This is a genomic window from Agrococcus sp. Marseille-Q4369 (assembly GCF_018308945.1).
GTDB lineage: Bacteria > Actinomycetota > Actinomycetes > Actinomycetales > Microbacteriaceae > Agrococcus.
Map to the genome: position 1 here is coordinate 1,863,837 of NZ_CP070501.1, position 16,527 is coordinate 1,880,363.

The window sequence follows — 16,527 nt, forward strand, 5'->3', positions numbered from 1 at the left end:
AGCGGCAGGTCAGCGCTCGTCGCGCTCCGGCAGCGCGCGCAGCACCGCGAGCACCTGCTCGGCGGGCATCTCGCACGGCTTGAGCCGCGTGCCGCCGCTCGTGCGCCACACGTTCGCGCTCATGCGCGCCCGTCCGCCGAGCTCCTCGCCGTCGATCGTGCTCGAGCGACCGCCCGCGCGGTCGACACGAGTGATGCTCCACGCGCGGCCGTCGATCTCGAAGCGGCTCTCGCCGAGCGGGACGCGGTCGACGAGGGCGTCGAGCTCCTCGTCCGCGGCCATGGCGACCACGGTAGCCCCGCGAGCCCGACCGTTGCCGATGCGCGGAGGTTCCGGTACCGTCGCCTGCGCAATCGTCGGCGGTGTCAGCGCCGGCGCACTTCGCTCGAGGAGACCAGAGCATGACCGACAGCACGGGAGCCGCGACTCCGCGCTGACCCGACGGCACACGCACCGTCGACGCATCCGTCAGCGCATCCACGCTCTCGGAGGTCTCCTCTTGGCACACACCGCCATCGCGCTCGCGCGCGTCTCCTTCGCCTGGCCCGACGGCACGGTCGCGCTCGACGCCGTGACCGGCGCGCTCGGCCACGCCCGCACGGGCCTCGTCGGCCGCAACGGCTCCGGCAAGTCCACGCTGCTGCGGCTCATCGCCGGCGAGCTCTCGCCCGCGTCGGGTGCGCTCACGGTGCACGGCACGGTCGCGACGCTGCCGCAGCAGCTCGCGCTCGAGCCCGGCAGCGTCGCCGACGCCCTCGGCATCGCCCCCGTGCTCGCCGCGATCGCCGCGATCGAGCGCGGCGACGTCGCCGAGCACCGCTTCGACGCCGTCGGCGACCGGTGGGGGATCGAGGCGGATGCGCTCGGCGAGCTCGCCGCGCTCGGCCTCGCCGGCGACGCCGACCTGCTGCGGCGGCCGGTCTCGACGCTCTCGGGCGGCGAGGCGGTGCTCGTCGGGCTCGCGGCCATCCGGCTGCAGCGCGCCGACATCGCGCTGCTCGACGAGCCCACGAACAACCTCGACGCGCGCGCTCGCGCGCGGCTGCACGACGCGATCGGCGCCTGGCGGGGCACGCTCGTCGTCGTCAGCCACGACGTCGCGCTGCTCGAGCGCGTCGACCGCATCGCCGAGCTGCACGGTGCGGCGCCGGTCGAGGGCTCGAGCCTGCGCACCTTCGACGGCCCCTACTCGACCTACCGCGCGGCGATCGAGGCCGAGCAGGCGGCGGCCGAGCGCGCTGTTCGCGACGCCGAGCAGCAGCTGCGCCGCGAGCGACGCGATCGCGTCGAGGCCGAGCTGCAGCTCGCCGGCCGATCGCGCGTCGCGCGGAAGGCCTACGCCGAGAAGCGCGAACCGCGCGCCGTCATGAAGCTGAAGGCCCGGTCGGCGCAGGTCTCCGCCGCGAAGCACCGCGATCTGCACGACGACCGGCTCCGGCGAGCGGAGTCGGCGCTCGAGGATGCGCAGGCGCAGCTGCGCGCGGACCGCGCGATCCGCATCGAGCTGCCGGGCACGGTCGTGCCCGCGGGCCGCGACGTGCTCGCGCTGCGCGACGCGCACGGAGAGCTGCTCGTGCGCGGTCCCGAGCGCATCGCGCTCACGGGTGCGAACGGGGCTGGCAAGACCACGCTGCTCGAGGCGATCGCCGCGGTCGTCGCTGCCGAGCCGGCGCCCGCGCCCGTCGCTGAGGTGACGCACCGCATCCGGGAGACCGCGATGCTCCCGCAGCGCATCCGCTTCGACGACGAGGACGCGACGCTCGTCGATGCCGTGCGCGAGACGGCGCCCGGCCGCTCGCCGCAGGATGTGCGGGCGCAGCTGGCCCGGTTCCTGTTCCGCGGCGCGCGCGCCGACCAGCGCGTGCGCGAGCTCTCGGGCGGAGAGCGGTTCCGGCTCGCGCTCGCCCGGCTGCTGCTCGCCGACCCGGCGCCGCAGCTGCTGCTGCTCGACGAGCCGACGAACTCGCTCGACCTCGACTCGACCGACCGGCTCGTCGAGGCGCTCGCCGCCCACCGCGGGGCGCTCATCGTCGCGAGCCACGACGAGGCCTTCCTCGAGCGGCTCGGCCTCACGCGCCGCTGGTCGATCGCCGACGGACGGCTGCTCGACCGCCCCGTCGACGCCGCCGGCGCGGCGCGCGGGTAGCGTGGGCGCTCGACGGCAGCAGGAGGCACACGATGCACACCGATCAGGGAGCGCTCGACGAGGCGGTGGCGAAGGGCTCGTTCACGGGCGTCGCGACGATCGACGTCGGCGACGAGCGCACGCTCGAGCTCGTCGCGGGTCACCTGCACCGCGCGCTCGGCGTGCCGATGCGTGCCGACGCGCGCATCGCGATCGCGAGCGGCGGCAAGGGCTTCACGGCGCTCGCGATCATGCGGCTCGTCGAGCGGGGCGAGCTGCGGCTCGATCAGCCCGTGCGCGAGCTGCTCGGCGACGACCTCCCGCTCATCGACGAGCGCGTGACGATCGAGCAGCTGCTCGGTCATGCCTCCGGCATCGGCGACTACCTCGACGAGGACTCCGACTAGGAGCCGGCCGACTACGTGCTGACGGTGCCCGCGCACTCGCTCACGACCGCCGAGGCGTTCCTGCCGATGCTCGACGGCCAGCCGCAGAAGTTCGCGCCCGGCGAGCGCTTCGCCTACTGCAACGGCGGCTACATGGTGCTCGCGATCGTGCTCGAGCGCGTCACGGGCGAGACCTACCACGACGCCGTGCGCCGACTCGTGCTCGAGCCGGCGGGGCTCGAGCGCACGGGCTTCCCGCCGCTCAACGCGCTGCCCGCCGACGCGGCGCGCGGCTACATCGACGACGAGGGCGACCTCGTCAACACCCTGCACCTGCCGATCCTCGGCAACGGCGACGGCGGCATCTTCACGACCGCCGACGACCTGCACCGCTTCTGGCTCGCGCTGCTCGACGGGCGGATCGTCGCCCGCGCGACCGTCGACGAGATGATCCGCCCGCGCCACGACGTGCCGGAGGAGGAGAAGCGCTACGGGCTCGGCTTCTGGCTCCACGGCACGCACGACGCGCTCATCCTCGAGGGCTGGGACGCGGGCGCCTCCTTCCGCTCGACGCACCTCGTCGCCGCCCGGACGACGGTGAGCGTGCTCGGCAACAGCTCCGAGGGCGGCTGGCGCCTCATCGGCGCGCTCGGCGACGCGGTCGACGCCGAGCTGGGCGGAGCACTCGGCGACCGCTGACCGGCGTTCTCGACGACGGGCGGTCGCAGCGCTGCTTCCCCCGGCGCGTGCGCTGTCGGCGCAACCGCGCCCCGGTCCGCGCGGAGCGGCGAGAGTACCCTGGAGGGGATGTCCCCCACGATCCGCCCCCGCCGGCTGCGGCAGAGCGCTCCCATGCGCCGCCTCATGGCCGAGACCCGCATCCACCCCGCGCAGCTCGTGCTGCCGATGTTCGTCGCTGAGGGGCTGACCGAGCCGCGGCCGATCGGCTCGATGCCCGGCCAGGTGCAGCACACGCTCGACTCGGCCGCGCAGGAGGTCGAGCGCGCGGTCGAGGCGAACGTCGGCGGCATCATGCTCTTCGGCGTGCCGCAGGAGAAGGATGCGGTGGGCTCGGGCGCGACCGATCCCGACGGCATCCTGAACCGCGCGACCGCCTTCCTCGCCGAGCGCTTCGGCGACGCGACCGTCGTGCAGACCGACCTGTGCCTCGACGAGTTCACCGACCACGGCCACTGCGGCGTGCTCGCGGCCGACGGCTCGGTCGACAACGACGCGACGCTCGAGCGCTACGCGGCGATGGCGATCGCCCAGGCGGAGGCCGGCTCGCAGATCCTCGGCCTCAGCGGCATGATGGACGGCCAGGTCGAGCGCGTGCGCGCGGCGCTCGACGACGCGGGCCACGTCGACACGGCGATCCTCGCCTACTCGGCGAAGTACGCGACCGCCCTCTACGGGCCGTTCCGCGAGGCCGTCGACTCGAGCCTGACGGGCGACCGCAAGACCTACCAGCAGGACCCGGCGAACCGCCGCGAGGGCCTCCGCGAGGCGCTGCTCGACATCGCCGAGGGCGCCGACATCGTGATGGTGAAGCCCGCGAGCCTCTACCTCGACGTGCTCGCCGACGTCGCCGCCGCATCCGACGTGCCCGTGTGGGCCTACCAGGTGTCGGGGGAGTACGCGATGGTCGAGGCCGCCGCCGCGAACGGCTGGATCGACCGCGACCGCATGATCGCCGAGAGCCTCACGAGCATCGTGCGCGCGGGCGCCGACGTCGTGCTGACCTACTGGGCGATCGAGCAGGCGCAGCTGCTCGGCACGATGGGGCTCGGATCGACGGGGGCACGCTCATGAGCACGAACGCCGAGCTGTTCGAGCGGGCGAAGCTCGCCATCCCCGGCGGCGTCAACAGTCCCGTGCGGGCCTTCGGCTCGGTCGGCGGCACGCCCTCGTTCCTCGTGCGCGCGCACGGCGCCTACGTGACGGATGCCGAGGGTCGCGACCTCGTCGACCTCGTCGCGAGCTGGGGCCCCGCGATCCTCGGCCACGCGCATCCGGAGGTCATCGAGGCGGTGCAGGACGCCGCGAGCCACGGCCTCTCGTTCGGCGCGTCGACGCCCGCCGAGGCGCTGCTCGCCGAGGAGGTCGAGCGCCGCGTCGGCCCGGTCGAGCGGCTGCGGCTCGTCTCGACCGGCACCGAGGCGACCATGACGGCCATCCGCATCGCGCGCGGCGCGACGGGCCGCGACCTGCTCGTGAAGTTCGACGGGCACTACCACGGCCACTCCGACGGCCTGCTCGTCGCGGCGGGCTCCGGCCTCGCGACGCTCGCGATGCCCGGCTCGGCCGGCATCCCCGAAGCGGTCGCCGCGACGACGCTCGTCGTGCCCTACAACGACCGCGACGCGGTCGAGGCGGTCTTCGCCGAGCACGGCGAGCGGATCGCCGCGGTGATCGTCGAGGCCGCCGCCGCCAACATGGGTGTCGTCGAGCCAGACGGCGACTTCAACGGCTTCCTCGCCCGCACCGCGCACGCGCACGGCGCGCTGCTCATCAGCGACGAGGTGCTCACGGGCTTCCGCGTCGACGCGGCCGGCATGTGGGGCATCGAGCGCTGGAGCGGCGACGAGGCGCCCGACCTCCTCACCTTCGGCAAGGTCATCGGCGGTGGCATGCCGCTCGCCGCCGTCGGCGGCCGGCGCGACCTCATGGAGCTGCTCGCGCCGCTCGGCCCGGTCTACCAGGCCGGCACGCTCTCCGGGAACCCGGTCGCGGTCGCGGCCGGCCTCACGACCCTGCGGCTCGCGACCGATGACGTCTACCGACGGCTCGACGCGGCGGCCGACACGATCACCGCGGCGCTCGCCGATGCACTGCGCGCCGAGGGCGTCGCCCACTCGATCAGCCGGGTCGGCAACCTCTTCTCGGTCGCGTTCTCCGAGACGGCGCCCCGCAGCTTCGACGAGGTGCGCCAGCAGGACGCGTTCCGCTACCCGCCGTTCTTCCACGCGATGCGCGACGCCGGCGTGAGCCTGCCGCCGAGCGTGTTCGAGGCGTGGTTCGTCACGGCCGCGCACGGCGACGAGCCGCTCGCGCGCATCGTCGAGGCGCTCCCCGCGGCCGCTCGCGCAGCCGCCGCAGCGACGATCGCCTAGGCACCGCCGTGCTCCCGCGCAGAGTGCCGACACTCTGCGGTTCCGACCCCTGTGGAGCGCAGAGTGCCGGAACTCTGCGCTCGCGAGGGTGGTGTGGGCTGCGGTCGGCGGGTTACCGTGTGCGCATGGCGAAGGCGTCGGCGTGCCCGGAGTGCGGCACCGCCATGCGCGAGATCGTCTGGGGCTACGGCACGATCGCCGACGTCGCCGACGCGGGCGACGTGGTGATCGGCGGATGCGTCGTCGACGTCGACGAGGACGGTCGCGTCGCCGCACTGCAGTGCCCCGCGTGCGGCACGCGCACCGACGTCGCGGGCTTGCGGCTCGAGCGGTCGGAGCCCGCGGGCCCGGCCGAGCATCCCCTCGCCGTCAGCTTCAGCAGTCCGCCACCGGAGCCGTGGGAGGTCACCGTGCCGCAGTCCGAGGGAGCGCAGCAGCGCGAGCAGCAGGAGCCGTTCGGCGAGGCGGGCCAGGGCTTCGCCGTGGCGTCGTCGGCCCCGTTCGTCGACGAGGACTTCGGCGGCGCCCCGCCCGGCGCCGGCTGGCGAGAGCGCGTCGAGCCCTACTCGTCGCACGACGCTCCGCTCCCGGCGGGCTCCGTGCCGGCACCCGAGCAGGTGCGGCCCTACGCGTCGCGCGAGGACGCGCTGCCCGAGCCGGGCGGGCGGATGCCCGACCACGTGCCGCCGTACGCGTCGCGCGAGGATCCCGTGCCCACCGCATCCGCCCCCGCGCCCGACCGCGTCGACCCCTACGCGTCGCGCGAGGACGAGCCGCCGCAGAGCCCCGTCGGCTGGCGCGAGCGCATCGACCCCTACTCGGCGTAGAGCCCGCCGGCTCGGCGCCGCCGGCGCTCAGAAGAGCCGCGCGTGCCCCGAGTCGATCCCGCGCATCTCGTCGTAGTCGAGCACGACGCAGCGGATGCCGCGGTCCTCGGCGAGCGTCCGCGCTTGCGGCTTGATCTCCTGTGCCGCGAACACCCCCGACACCGGCGCGATGCGCGGGTCGCGGTTGAGCAGCTCGAGGTAGCGCGTGAGCTGCTCGACGCCGTCGATCTCGCCGCGCCGCTTGATCTCGACCGCGACGGTCGCGCCGGCCGCATCGCGCGCGAGGATGTCGACCGGCCCGATCGGCGTCATGTACTCGCGCCGCCACAGCTCGAAGCCGTCACCGAGCCGCTGGATCTGCTCGGCGAGCAGCACCTGCAGGTGCGCCTCGACGCCGTCCTTCACGAGCCCCGGGTCCACGCCCAGCTCGTGCGACGCATCCGAGAGCACCTCGTGCACCGAGACGATGAGCGAGTCGCCGGTCTTCTTGTGCGTCACCGTCCACACCTCGGTGATGCCCGCCGCGCGCTGGTCGTCGTCGGGCTCGGATGCGGTGAACACGGCGGGCGGGCTCATCCAGTTGAGCGGCTTGTACGAGCCGCCGTCGGAGTGCACGAGGATCGAGCCGTCGGCCTTGAGCATGAGCACGCGCGGCGCGAGCGGCAAGTGGGCGGAGAGGCGGCCGGCGTAGTCGACGGAGCAGTGGGCGACGACGATCCTCATCGGGACTCCTCGGGGGTCGGGGTGCGCTCGCGAGCGACGTGGCTCGTGAGCAGCGAGAGCAGCACGAAGACGAGCACGGCGAGCATCGCGAGGCGGAGGCCCACGATGTCGCCGAGCAGGCCGAGCAGCGGCGGCCCGGCGAGGAAGGCGATGTAGCCGATCGCCGAGACGGTGCCGACGCGCGCGGCTGCGAGGCGCGGCTCGTCGGCGGCGGCGCTCATGCCGACGGGGAAGCCGAGGCTCGCGCCGACGCCCCACAGCAGCACGCCCGCGATGACGAGCACCGGGTGGTCGGCGAAGATGACGAGCAGCAGGCCGATCGCGGCGAGCGCGGCGGTGCCCCGCAGCACCGGCACGCGGCCGAAGCGCTCGAGCAGCATGACGCCGAGGAGACGCCCGCCCGTCATCGCGGTGAGGAAGAGCGCGAGCATGATCGCGCCGCCTTCGTTCGAGAAGCCGTGGCTGTCGACCATCGTGAGCGCGAGCCAGTCGTTCGCCGAGCCCTCGGTGAGCGACATCCCCAGCACGAGCAGGCCCAGCATGAGCGTGCGCGGGTCCTTCCAGACCGCGAGCCGCTCGCGGAGCGTGACGGGCTCCTCGTGCTCGGCGACCGTGTCGGCGGGGAGGTAGCGGTAGATCGTGATGCCGAGCGCGGCGGTGAGGATCGCGACGCCGGTCGCCTGCCAGCCGACGCCGATGCCGAGCGCTTCGCACAGCGCGCCGAGGCCCGCGCCCGCGACGGTGCCGAAGGAGAAGAAGGCGTGGAAGATCGGCATGATCGGCTTGCCGAGCGCGCGCTCGTTCGCGGCGCCCGAGATGTTCATCGCGACGTCGGTCATGCCGGTGAGGCTGCCGCCGAGGATGAAGCCGCCGACGACGAGCCAGGCCGTGCCGGCGTCGGCGGCCCAGCCGGCGGTCGAGAGCCCCACCGAGACGGCGATCATGCCGATCGAGACGACGAGCCGCGTGCCGAGGGCATGGATGACGTGGCTCGCGATGAGCAGGCCGGTCACGGAGCCGATCGAGATGCCGAGCAGCAGCATGCCCATCTCGCCGGTCGAGACGTCGAGCATGTCGCGCACGTGCGGCACCCGCGCCATCCAGCTCGCGTAGCCGAATCCCATCGCGAAGAAGGCGGCGAAGACGGCGTTGCGCCAGGCGGTCACGGAGTGCACTCGCCCCATTCTGCCGTGCCGGGCCGGGCTCGACCTCGTCGTCGAGCGAGGGCAGGTGCACGGCTTCCTCGGTCCGAACGGCGCCGGCAAGTCGACCGCGATCCGCGTGCTGCTCGGCATGCTGCGCGCGATCGACACCCTCACGCGCCTCCGCGGCCACCGGGCCCCCGCATCCGACCGCGCTCCTCGATCCCGACTGGACGGATCGTAGGCGGGCGGATGCGTCAGCGGCGGCCTGTGCGGAGCCACGCGTCCGAGCGGGCTCGGAGGCCGAGCGTCGTCGCGCGCGCGCCGAGGTAGCCGAAGGAGAAGGCGGCCCAGACGACCGCGAGGGCGTCGACGCCGGGCAGGAGCGCGAGGAGCAGCAGGGGCAGGTAGATCGCGAGATTCAGCACCCCCGTGAGCGCGAGGTAGCGCGCGTCGCCCGCGCCGATGAGCACGCCGTCGAGCACGAAGACGAAGCCCGCGATGGGTTGCGCGAGCGCGAGCAGCACGAGCGCGATCGGCAGCGCGTCGAGCACCGCGGGGTCGGAGGTGAAGACCCCGCCGAGCACCCACGCGACCGCGAGCAGCAGGGCGCCGACGACGCATCCGAACCCGACGCCCCACACCTGCAGCCGTCGCGTGACCGCGCGCGCCTCGGCCACGTCACCCGCGCCGAGCGCCTTGCCGAGCATCGCCTGCCCGGCGATCGCGAGCGCGTCGAGCGCGAACGCGAGCGTCGAGAAGAGCGTGAAGGCGATCTGCGTCGCGGCGAGCGTCGCGGTGCCGGCCTGCGTCGCGACGACCGTCGTCGCGAGCAGCGCCGCTCGCAGCGAGAGCGTGCGGAGGAACAGCCAGCCGCCCGTCGAGGCCGTGCGACCGAGGTCGCCCCAGTGGATGCCGAGCGGCACGCCCTCGCGACGCGCCTCCCGCACCGCGAACCACAGGAAGAAGGCCGCCATGCCCCACTGCGCGATGACGGTGCCGAGCGCGGCGCCCGCGACGCCGAGCCCGACGCCGTAGATGAGCAGCGCGTTGAGCACCGCGTTCGCGGCGAAGCCGATCGTCGCGACGACGAGCGGGTGTCCTGCAGGCCGCGCATGAGCCCCGTGGCCGCGAGAACGATGAGCATCGCGGGCAGGCCGAGGATCGAGATGCCGAGGTAGACGGCAGCGTGCTCGGTGACGGCGGATGCGGCTCCGAAGAGCCCGACGACCGGGCCGGCGAGCGGGGTGGCCGCGACGAGCACCGCTCCGGCGACGATCGCGAGCCAGATGCCGTCGACGCCCGCGCGGATCGCCGCCGGCCGGTCGCCCGCGCCGAGCAGCCGCGCGACGGCGGGCGTCGTGCCGTAGGCGAGGAAGATGAGCAGCCCCACGGCGGTCGAGAGCACGGCGGCGCCGATGCCGACGCCCGCGAGCTGCTCGGCGCCGAGGTGCCCGACGAGCGCCGTGTCGACGAGCAGGAACGCGGGCTCAGCCATGAGCGCGCCGAGCGCGGGGACCGCGAGCCGCAGGATCTCCCGATCGAGCGCATCCGTCCTCACCCGCACGCAGCCACGCTACCGGCGACCGAGCGGCGGCGGCCAATAGGCTGGAGCGCATGACGACCCTGCCCTCCGGCCTGCCCGTCGACGACTTCAGCGACGAGATCCGGCCTCAGGACGACCTGTTCCTGCACGTCCACTCCCGCTGGCTCGAGCGCACCGAGATCCCGAGCGACAAGGCGCGCTGGGGATCGTTCGCGGTGCTCGCCGAGGAGGCCGAGGCCGCCGTGCGCGAGATCGTGATCGAGATGCAGGACGCGGAGCCGGGCACCGACGCGCGCAAGGTCGGCGACCTCTACGCATCCTTCCTCGACGAGCAGGCCGTCGATGCGAAGGGCATCGAGCCGATCCGCCCGCTGCTCGAGCGCGCCGAGGCGGTCTCGAGCGTCGACGAGCTGCTCTCGCTGCTCGGCGAGCTCGAGTCGATCGGCGGGCCCGGCTTCACGGGCGTCTGGGTCGACACCGACCCGGGCGACCCGACCCGCTACCTCGTGCACATGAACCAGGGCGGACTCGGCATGCCCGACGAGTCGTACTACCGCGAGGAGGCGTTCGCCGAGGTGCGCGAGGCCTACCTCGCCCACTTGACCACGATGTTCGGTCACCTCGGCGCCGCCCAGCCCGACGCCGACGCGGCCGCGGTCTTCGCGCTCGAGACCGAGCTCGCATCCCACCACTGGGACCGCGTCGCCTCGCGCGACGACGAGAAGACCTACAACCTGCAGCGCCCGCTCGAGCACTACGAGCCGCTGCGGCCGTGGCTGCGAGCGATCCACGCGCCCGATGGCACGTTCGACGAGGCCGTCGTGCGGCAGCCGAGCTTCTTCGAGGGACTCGGCTCGATGCTCGTCGACGAGCGCCTGCCCGAGTGGCGCGCGTGGCTGCGCGTCGGCATCCTGCGCTCGTTCGCGAGCTACCTGACGACCGACATCTCGAAGGACCAGTTCGACTTCTACGGCCGCACCCTCACGGGCGCGCCCGAGCAGCGCGAGCGGTGGAAGCGCGGCATCTCGCTCGTCGAGGGCATGCTCGGCGACGCGATCGGGAAGATCTACGTCGAGCGGCACTACCCGCCGGAGGCGAAGGCCGCGATGGACGTGCTCATCGAGCACCTCGTCGTCGCATACCGCGAGTCGATCGAGGGCCTCGAGTGGATGGGCGCCGAGACGCGCCGCCGAGCGATCGAGAAGCTCGAGAAGTTCACGCCCAAGATCGGCTACCCGGCGAAGTGGCGCGACTACTCCGCGCTCGAGATCGGCGACGACCTGGTCGCGAACGTGCAGGCCGCGACGCGGTTCGAGCACGACCGCGAGCTCGCGAAGATCGGCAAGCCGATCGACCGCGACGAGTGGTTCATGAACCCGCAGACGGTGAACGCCTACTACAACCCGGGCTTCAACGAGATCGTCTTCCCCGCCGCGATCCTGCAGCCGCCGTTCTTCGATGCGGGGCGGGATGCGGCGGCGAACTACGGCGCGATCGGCGCGGTCATCGGGCACGAGATCGGGCACGGCTTCGACGACCAGGGCTCGAAGTACGACGGCGACGGCCGACTGATCGACTGGTGGACGGACGACGACCGGAAGGCGTTCGAGCTGCGCACCGGCTCGCTCATCGCGCAGTACGACGGGCTCGAGCCCGCCGCGGCCCCCGGTCACAAGGTGAACGGCGCGCTGACGATCGGCGAGAACATCGGCGACCTCGGCGGCCTCGGCATCGCGTGGCGCGCCTACCTCCACTCGCTCGGCGGCGAGGAGCCGCCCGTCATCGACGGCCTCACGGGCGCCCAGCGCTTCTTCCTCTCGTGGGCGCACGCGTGGCAGATCAAGATCCGCCCCGAGGAGGCCGTGCGGCTCGTGTCGATCGACCCGCACTCGCCGAACGAGCACCGCACGAACCAGGTCGTGAAGAACCTGGATGCGTTCGTCGAAGCCTTCGGCGTGCAGCCGGGCGACGGCCTGTGGCTCGATCCGGAGGCGCGCGTCACCATCTGGTGATCGCGCGGCTCCGCGCGGCATCCTCCACGATGCCCGAGCGGAACCTGGGAGCGCGGACCCGGCTCTGCTGGGTATCGTGAACACGCACGACGCCAGCACGGCTGGCATCCCCAACGGCAGGAGCGAACATGCGCGGCAGGATCCTTCTCGTCATCGGCTTCGGGGCCGGCTACGTGCTCGGCGCGAAGGCCGGTCGTCAGCGCTACGAGCAGATCGCCAGCGCGGCCGACAAGGTCTGGAACAACCCGACCGTGAAGAAGCAGCGCCACGAGGTGCAGCACATGGTCGAGACGCAGGCGCCGAAGCTCGTCGAGCAGGCGAAGGGCGTCGCAGGCGACGCGATGAGCAAGGTCGGCGGCAAGGGCAAGGGCAAGGGCCGCCGCGGCAACGTCGGCACGACCGAGATCGCGCGCCCCGAGGACGTGTCATGACGCCGCGCAAGTCGCTCGGCGATCTCCTCGCGGAGACGCCGCAGATGATCGTCGACCTCGCCAAGGCGGAGGTGCAGCACCTCAAGGAGGAGCTCTCCGAGAAGGCGAAGGGCGTCGGCATCGGCGGGGCGCTGCTCGCGGCCGCCGCGGTCGTGGCGATCTTCCTCTTCAGCTGGCTGATCTACGCCGGCTACCAGGGCCTCAACGTGGTCTTCGAGCCGTGGCTGTCGGCGCTCATCGTCTCTGCCGTGCTGCTCGTGATCGTCGCGATCCTCGCGCTCGTGGGGATCCAGCTCATCAAGAAGAACAAGGACTTCGGCGACCTCGAGGCCGTCGACAGCATCAAGGACGACGTGAACATGGTGCGCGGCCTCGGGCACGCGGCCGACGGCACCGACCCGCTCGACGACCTGCCGACCGCGGCGCGGGCGACGGGCGCGAGCGGAGCGACGAGGGTCGAGGGGGACGTGCGATGACCGAGCAGCGCGAGATCGATCGCCAGCGCGAGCAGCTGCGCCAGCACCTCAACGAGATCGAGGACCGGGTCAACCCCAAGAAGGTCGCCGACCGCGTCGTCGGCCGAGCGCAGGACTCCTACAACGAGGACCCGACGCCCTGGATCGCCGCGGCGGCCGGCGTCGCCGTGCTCATCGTCGGCGGCATCGCCCTGGCGATCTTCGGCCGCCGCTAGCGCGCCCCGCCGACTGAGGGGGCTTCGCGCCCGCCCGCTGGCTGAGCCGCTCTGTCGCCGAAGGCGACTGAGCGTGTCGAAGCCTCCAGGCCGACCGTGCGAGCTATCCGGCTCTGAAGCGCCCTTTCACCTTCTCGACGCCGCGTCGCCGCGCCAGCGACCGGATCCGCTCCCAGTCCCCGGCGATGAGCGCCTCCTTCTTGGCGCGGCTCCACCCGTGGATCCGTCGCTCCATCGCGTACGCATCCGCGAGTCCGTCGAGCTCCTCGGCCCAGACGAGCTCGACCGGGAGTCGCCGCTTCGTGTACTCAGCGCCCTTGCCATCGGCGTGCTCCTGGAGCCGTTGCTCGATGACGCCGGTGCTGCCGACGTAGTAGGAGCCGTCGCTGCAGCGGAGCATGTAGACCCAAGCCATGGCGGGAGGGTGGCATGACCGATGATGGCGCGGAGACCGGGGCTGACCCGCCTGTGGACGGGGGCTTCGACACGCTGTGCGCCTGCGGCGCGCAGCGGCTCAGCCAGCGGTGGGGGTCAGGCGACGTGGGCGGCCGCGACCTCGTGCAGCTCGCGGCGCTCGACGTGCAGCGTCGAGAGGTCGATGCGCACGGCCGTCTCGGGCAGCATGCGGTTCCAGCCGTCGCCCGTGAGGCCGCTCGAGGTCACGGCGATCGCGCCGTCCTCCGAGCGCCGCCACGACAGCTGGTAGTAGTGGTCGAGGTGGTCGACCGGCAGGTCGTCGCCGAGGCCCGACTCCTCGAACAGCTCGAGCGGGATCGGCGCGCCCTGGTTCGCGTGCACCGCGATGAGCTCGTCGGGGCTCAGCACCAGCAGGTTGAGCGCTGAGGTCGGGAACTCCTCGCGCAGCTGCGAGACCGTCGACGTCACGGCGTCGAACAGCGGCACGCCCGCGTCGTGCTGCCGCAGGATGAGCGCGAAGACGACCGCGGTGTCGGTCTCGCCGCCCACTCGCTCGAGCTCCGCATCCGTCACCTTCGCCCGCAGCGGCGCGAAGGGCGTCACCGAGCCGTTGTGGGCGAGCGCGATGTCGCCGACCCGGAACGGGTGCGTGTTCTGCACCCGGGTGGCGAAGCCCTCGGTCGCGAGGCGCAGGTGGGTGAGCCGAGCGCGCGAGGGCGTGTCGCCGAGCGCGTCGGTGAGGTCGGGGTTGTCGAGGCCGCGGCGCGCGTCGCGGTAGCGGCGCACCTCGTGGCCGTCGAGCCACGCCGTGCCCCAGCCGTCGGCGTGCAGCCGGCCGAGCCGCTGCCACTCGCGGCAGCTCGCATCGCCGAGCACGCTCTGCGTCGTGACAGGGGTGGGGGAGACGTGCGCGAGCAATCGGCACATGTGCATCCCCCTTCTCCTGTCTGGAACCATGATGGCGCACGCGAGCGCACGGTGTGCGGATGCGGCGTCACACTGGGTAACAGCGCGTCGCGCCGCGCTGTTCCATGGCGTGGCGCATCGACAGCGGCCCGCGCGTGCGGCCCGGAAGCGCCGCCGGTGCGGGAGGATGGAGGGATGGACGTCGAGCTGACCCCCGAGCAGCTGGCGATCTACCGGCGCATCGAGGACGGCGACGGGCACCTGTTCATCACCGGCCGCGCGGGCACCGGCAAGTCGACCCTGCTGCGCCACCTCACGAAGCACTCGCGCAAGCAGATCATCGTCTGCGCGCCCACGGGCGTCGCGGCCCTCAACGTCGGCGGGCAGACGATCCACTCGTTGCTGAAGCTGCCGCTCGGCGTGATCGCCGACGCCCCGCTGCGGCAGCGCACCGAGCTCAAGCAGATGCTGAACTCGCTCGACCTGCTCGTGATCGACGAGATCTCGATGGTGAACGCCGACCTGATGGATGCGATCGACCGGTCGCTGCGGCAGGCTCGCGGCGTGCGGTCGGTGCCGTTCGGCGGCGTGCAGGTCGTCATGTTCGGCGATCCGTACCAGCTCGCGCCCGTGCCGGGCGATGCCGAGGAGCGCGCCTACTTCGCCGACCACTACGAGTCGATGTGGTTCTTCGACGCCCGCGTGTGGCGCGAGGAGGCCGAGCTCGAGGTCGTCGAGCTCGTGCACATCCACCGCCAGACCGACCTCGAGTTCAAGATGGCGCTCAACGCCGTGCGGCACGGCACGGTCACCGCCGAGATCGCGCAGCTGCTCAACGACGCGGGCGCCCGGAGGCCCGCGGACGACGTGCTGACCCTCGCGAGCCGCAACGACACCGTCACGCGCATCAACGGCCGCGCGCTCGCGCAGCTGCCGGGCAAGTCGAAGACGGCCGTCGCGGAGGTCTCGGGCGACTACGGTGGCCGCCAGTACCCGGCCGACGTCGAGCTGCAGCTCAAGCTCGGTGCGCAGGTGATGTTCCTGCGCAACGACGCCGAGGGGCGCTGGGTCAACGGTTCGCTCGGCAAGGTCGTCGACATCGGCGGCACCGTGTGGGTCGAGGTCGACGGCGAGCAGCACGAGGTCGAGCCGGCGGTGTGGGAGCAGTACCGCTACTCCTACTCGCCGACGACCAAGGAGATCAAGCGCGACGTCGTCGCGGAGTTCACGCAGTTCCCGCTCCGCCTCGCGTGGGCGGTCACGATCCACAAGGCGCAGGGCAAGACCTTCGACGAGGCGGTCGTCGACCTCGGCTCGCGCGCCTTCGCGCCCGGGCAGACCTACGTGGCGCTGTCGCGACTGACGTCCCTCGAGGGCCTCTACCTCTCGCGGCCGCTGCGGCCGGGCGACATCATCGTCGACCAGCGCGTGCGGCGCTTCATCCACGGGGTGCGCGCTCGCGACGCCGCTCGGGCGGCGGCGACCGACCTGCGCGACGCCCCGGCCGCCGGTGCCGAGCCGGCCGAGACGGCGGCGGAGGAGGATGGCCGCGACCGCGCCGTCGCGGCGTTCGCGCCCGACGGGCCGCTGCCGTTCTAGCCCGCCTGCGGCGCCTCGGCGCCCGGGTCGAGCAGCGGGACCTCCGCGAGCCGGCGGAGGAACGCGGTCACGGTGCGGCGATCGGCGCTCGACATCTCGCACGCCACCTGGAAGCGGCGCAGGTGGTAGCGCCCGACGGTCGCGTTCGCCGTCTGCTGCGTGATCTCGGAGACGACGAGCGAGAGCGCTCGGCGGTCGCTCGGGTGCGGCTGGCGCCGGATGTGGCCGCCCCGCTCGAGCCGGTCGAGCATCTTCGTGACCGATGGCCCGGTGATGCGGAGGTGCTCGGCGAGCATCGTCGACGTGACGATCCGCCGCTCGCGGGTCGTCGCCATGATGAAGCGGATCGCGCGCATGTCGTTCTCGCTCAGCTTCATGTAGCGCCGGCTCGCCTCGCTCTGCGCCTCGGAGGCGCTGTGCCAGCCGCGCAGCGCGTCGAACAGGTCGATGACCTCTTCCACCTCGCCGTCGCTCAAGCCATACTCGGAGACGAGCGACGAGGAGACGTCGTAGCGGCGCGGATCGAGCATCCCGCGCTCGTGCGGCCCCTCGTTCGGCGTCTGCGGCATGCGCTCATTCTATTGCCACAACTCATAGTTGCAATGGCTA

The 16,527-nt window shown here is 72.8% G+C and carries 15 protein-coding genes and 3 pseudogenes; 11 read left to right on the forward strand and 7 right to left on the reverse strand.

Annotation, left to right across the window (positions count from 1 at the left end; all coding sequences use genetic code 11):
* Positions 1-9: 9 nt before the first annotated feature.
* A complete protein-coding gene (locus JSQ78_RS09340) occupies positions 10-282 on the reverse strand; it encodes a hypothetical protein (RefSeq protein ID WP_021010661.1) in 273 nt (90 codons plus the stop codon).
* Positions 283-499: 217 nt separating this feature from the next.
* Between JSQ78_RS09340 and JSQ78_RS09345 the strand changes: the two genes are divergently transcribed.
* From JSQ78_RS09345 to JSQ78_RS09365, 5 genes and pseudogenes are all read left to right on the forward strand, one after another.
* Positions 500-2,146, forward strand: a complete 1,647-nt coding sequence (locus JSQ78_RS09345; RefSeq protein WP_249295602.1) for an ATP-binding cassette domain-containing protein — start codon at positions 500-502, stop codon at positions 2,144-2,146.
* A gap of 32 nt (positions 2,147-2,178) precedes the next feature.
* Positions 2,179-3,210: pseudogene (locus JSQ78_RS09350) on the forward strand (serine hydrolase domain-containing protein).
* 108 nt (positions 3,211-3,318) lie between these two features.
* Entirely contained in the window at positions 3,319-4,323 is a 1,005-nt protein-coding gene (gene hemB / locus JSQ78_RS09355) for a porphobilinogen synthase (RefSeq protein ID WP_211447183.1), read from the forward strand.
* Positions 4,320-5,624, forward strand: a complete 1,305-nt coding sequence (hemL, locus tag JSQ78_RS09360) for a glutamate-1-semialdehyde 2,1-aminomutase (RefSeq protein WP_211447184.1) — start codon at positions 4,320-4,322, stop codon at positions 5,622-5,624. Before hemB ends, hemL begins: the two co-directional genes overlap by 4 nt.
* Positions 5,625-5,749: 125 nt before the next feature.
* Positions 5,750-6,451 carry a hypothetical protein gene (locus tag JSQ78_RS09365; RefSeq protein ID WP_211447185.1) on the forward strand — a complete coding sequence of 234 codons (702 nt, stop codon included), beginning with the start codon at positions 5,750-5,752 and terminating at the stop codon, positions 6,449-6,451.
* 27 nt (positions 6,452-6,478) lie between these two features.
* Here the strand turns inward: JSQ78_RS09365 and nucS are convergent, their stop codons facing one another.
* Positions 6,479-7,174 carry an endonuclease NucS gene (nucS, locus tag JSQ78_RS09370; RefSeq protein WP_211447186.1) on the reverse strand — a complete coding sequence of 232 codons (696 nt, stop codon included), beginning with the start codon at positions 7,172-7,174 and terminating at the stop codon, positions 6,479-6,481.
* Positions 7,171-8,349 carry an MFS transporter gene (locus tag JSQ78_RS09375; RefSeq protein WP_249295603.1) on the reverse strand — a complete coding sequence of 393 codons (1,179 nt, stop codon included), beginning with the start codon at positions 8,347-8,349 and terminating at the stop codon, positions 7,171-7,173. The genes nucS and JSQ78_RS09375 overlap by 4 nt, the downstream gene beginning before the upstream one ends.
* Here JSQ78_RS09375 and JSQ78_RS09380 point away from each other — a divergent pair.
* Positions 8,324-8,506, forward strand: a pseudogene (locus JSQ78_RS09380) (ATP-binding cassette domain-containing protein); the annotation flags it as partial. The gene JSQ78_RS09375 and the pseudogene JSQ78_RS09380 sit on opposite strands and share 26 nt — an antisense overlap.
* 67 nt (positions 8,507-8,573) lie before the next feature.
* On the opposite strand, the pseudogene JSQ78_RS09385 reads toward JSQ78_RS09380, so the two are convergent.
* Positions 8,574-9,814 (reverse strand): annotated as a pseudogene (locus JSQ78_RS09385) (MATE family efflux transporter).
* 119 nt (positions 9,815-9,933) lie between these two features.
* Here JSQ78_RS09385 and JSQ78_RS09390 point away from each other — a divergent pair.
* The 4 genes from JSQ78_RS09390 (at position 9,934) to JSQ78_RS09405 (ending at position 12,996) form a co-directional block, all read left to right on the forward strand.
* On the forward strand, positions 9,934-11,874 hold the full coding sequence (locus JSQ78_RS09390) for a M13 family metallopeptidase (protein WP_211447188.1): 1,941 nt from the start codon (positions 9,934-9,936) through the stop codon (positions 11,872-11,874).
* 128 nt (positions 11,875-12,002) lie between these two features.
* Positions 12,003-12,305 (forward strand): hypothetical protein, encoded by a 303-nt coding sequence (locus JSQ78_RS09395; protein ID WP_211447189.1) that lies wholly within the window; start codon positions 12,003-12,005, stop codon positions 12,303-12,305.
* Positions 12,302-12,781: a phage holin family protein gene (locus JSQ78_RS09400; RefSeq protein WP_211447190.1), complete on the forward strand. Its 480-nt coding sequence runs from the start codon at positions 12,302-12,304 to the stop codon at positions 12,779-12,781. Before JSQ78_RS09395 ends, JSQ78_RS09400 begins: the two co-directional genes overlap by 4 nt.
* The gene (locus tag JSQ78_RS09405; protein ID WP_021009552.1) at positions 12,778-12,996 is read left to right on the forward strand and encodes a DUF3618 domain-containing protein; all 219 of its coding nucleotides are present in this window, start codon (positions 12,778-12,780) and stop codon (positions 12,994-12,996) included. The genes JSQ78_RS09400 and JSQ78_RS09405 overlap by 4 nt, the downstream gene beginning before the upstream one ends.
* A 103-nt stretch (positions 12,997-13,099) precedes the next feature.
* Here the strand turns inward: JSQ78_RS09405 and JSQ78_RS09410 are convergent, their stop codons facing one another.
* Positions 13,100-13,411: a GIY-YIG nuclease family protein gene (locus JSQ78_RS09410; RefSeq protein WP_211447191.1), complete on the reverse strand. Its 312-nt coding sequence runs from the start codon at positions 13,409-13,411 to the stop codon at positions 13,100-13,102.
* A gap of 116 nt (positions 13,412-13,527) precedes the next feature.
* A complete protein-coding gene (locus JSQ78_RS09415; RefSeq protein ID WP_211447192.1) occupies positions 13,528-14,340 on the reverse strand; it encodes a class II glutamine amidotransferase in 813 nt (270 codons plus the stop codon).
* Positions 14,341-14,514: 174 nt separating this feature from the next.
* Here JSQ78_RS09415 and JSQ78_RS09420 point away from each other — a divergent pair, with 174 nt between their 5' ends.
* Positions 14,515-15,918 (forward strand): ATP-dependent DNA helicase, encoded by a 1,404-nt coding sequence (locus tag JSQ78_RS09420; RefSeq protein ID WP_211447193.1) that lies wholly within the window; start codon positions 14,515-14,517, stop codon positions 15,916-15,918.
* Here JSQ78_RS09420 and JSQ78_RS09425 read toward each other — a convergent pair.
* Positions 15,915-16,487 carry a MarR family winged helix-turn-helix transcriptional regulator gene (locus tag JSQ78_RS09425; protein ID WP_211447194.1) on the reverse strand — a complete coding sequence of 191 codons (573 nt, stop codon included), beginning with the start codon at positions 16,485-16,487 and terminating at the stop codon, positions 15,915-15,917. The two genes, JSQ78_RS09420 and JSQ78_RS09425, sit on opposite strands and share 4 nt — an antisense overlap.
* Between the last annotated feature and the right edge of the window lie 40 nt (positions 16,488-16,527).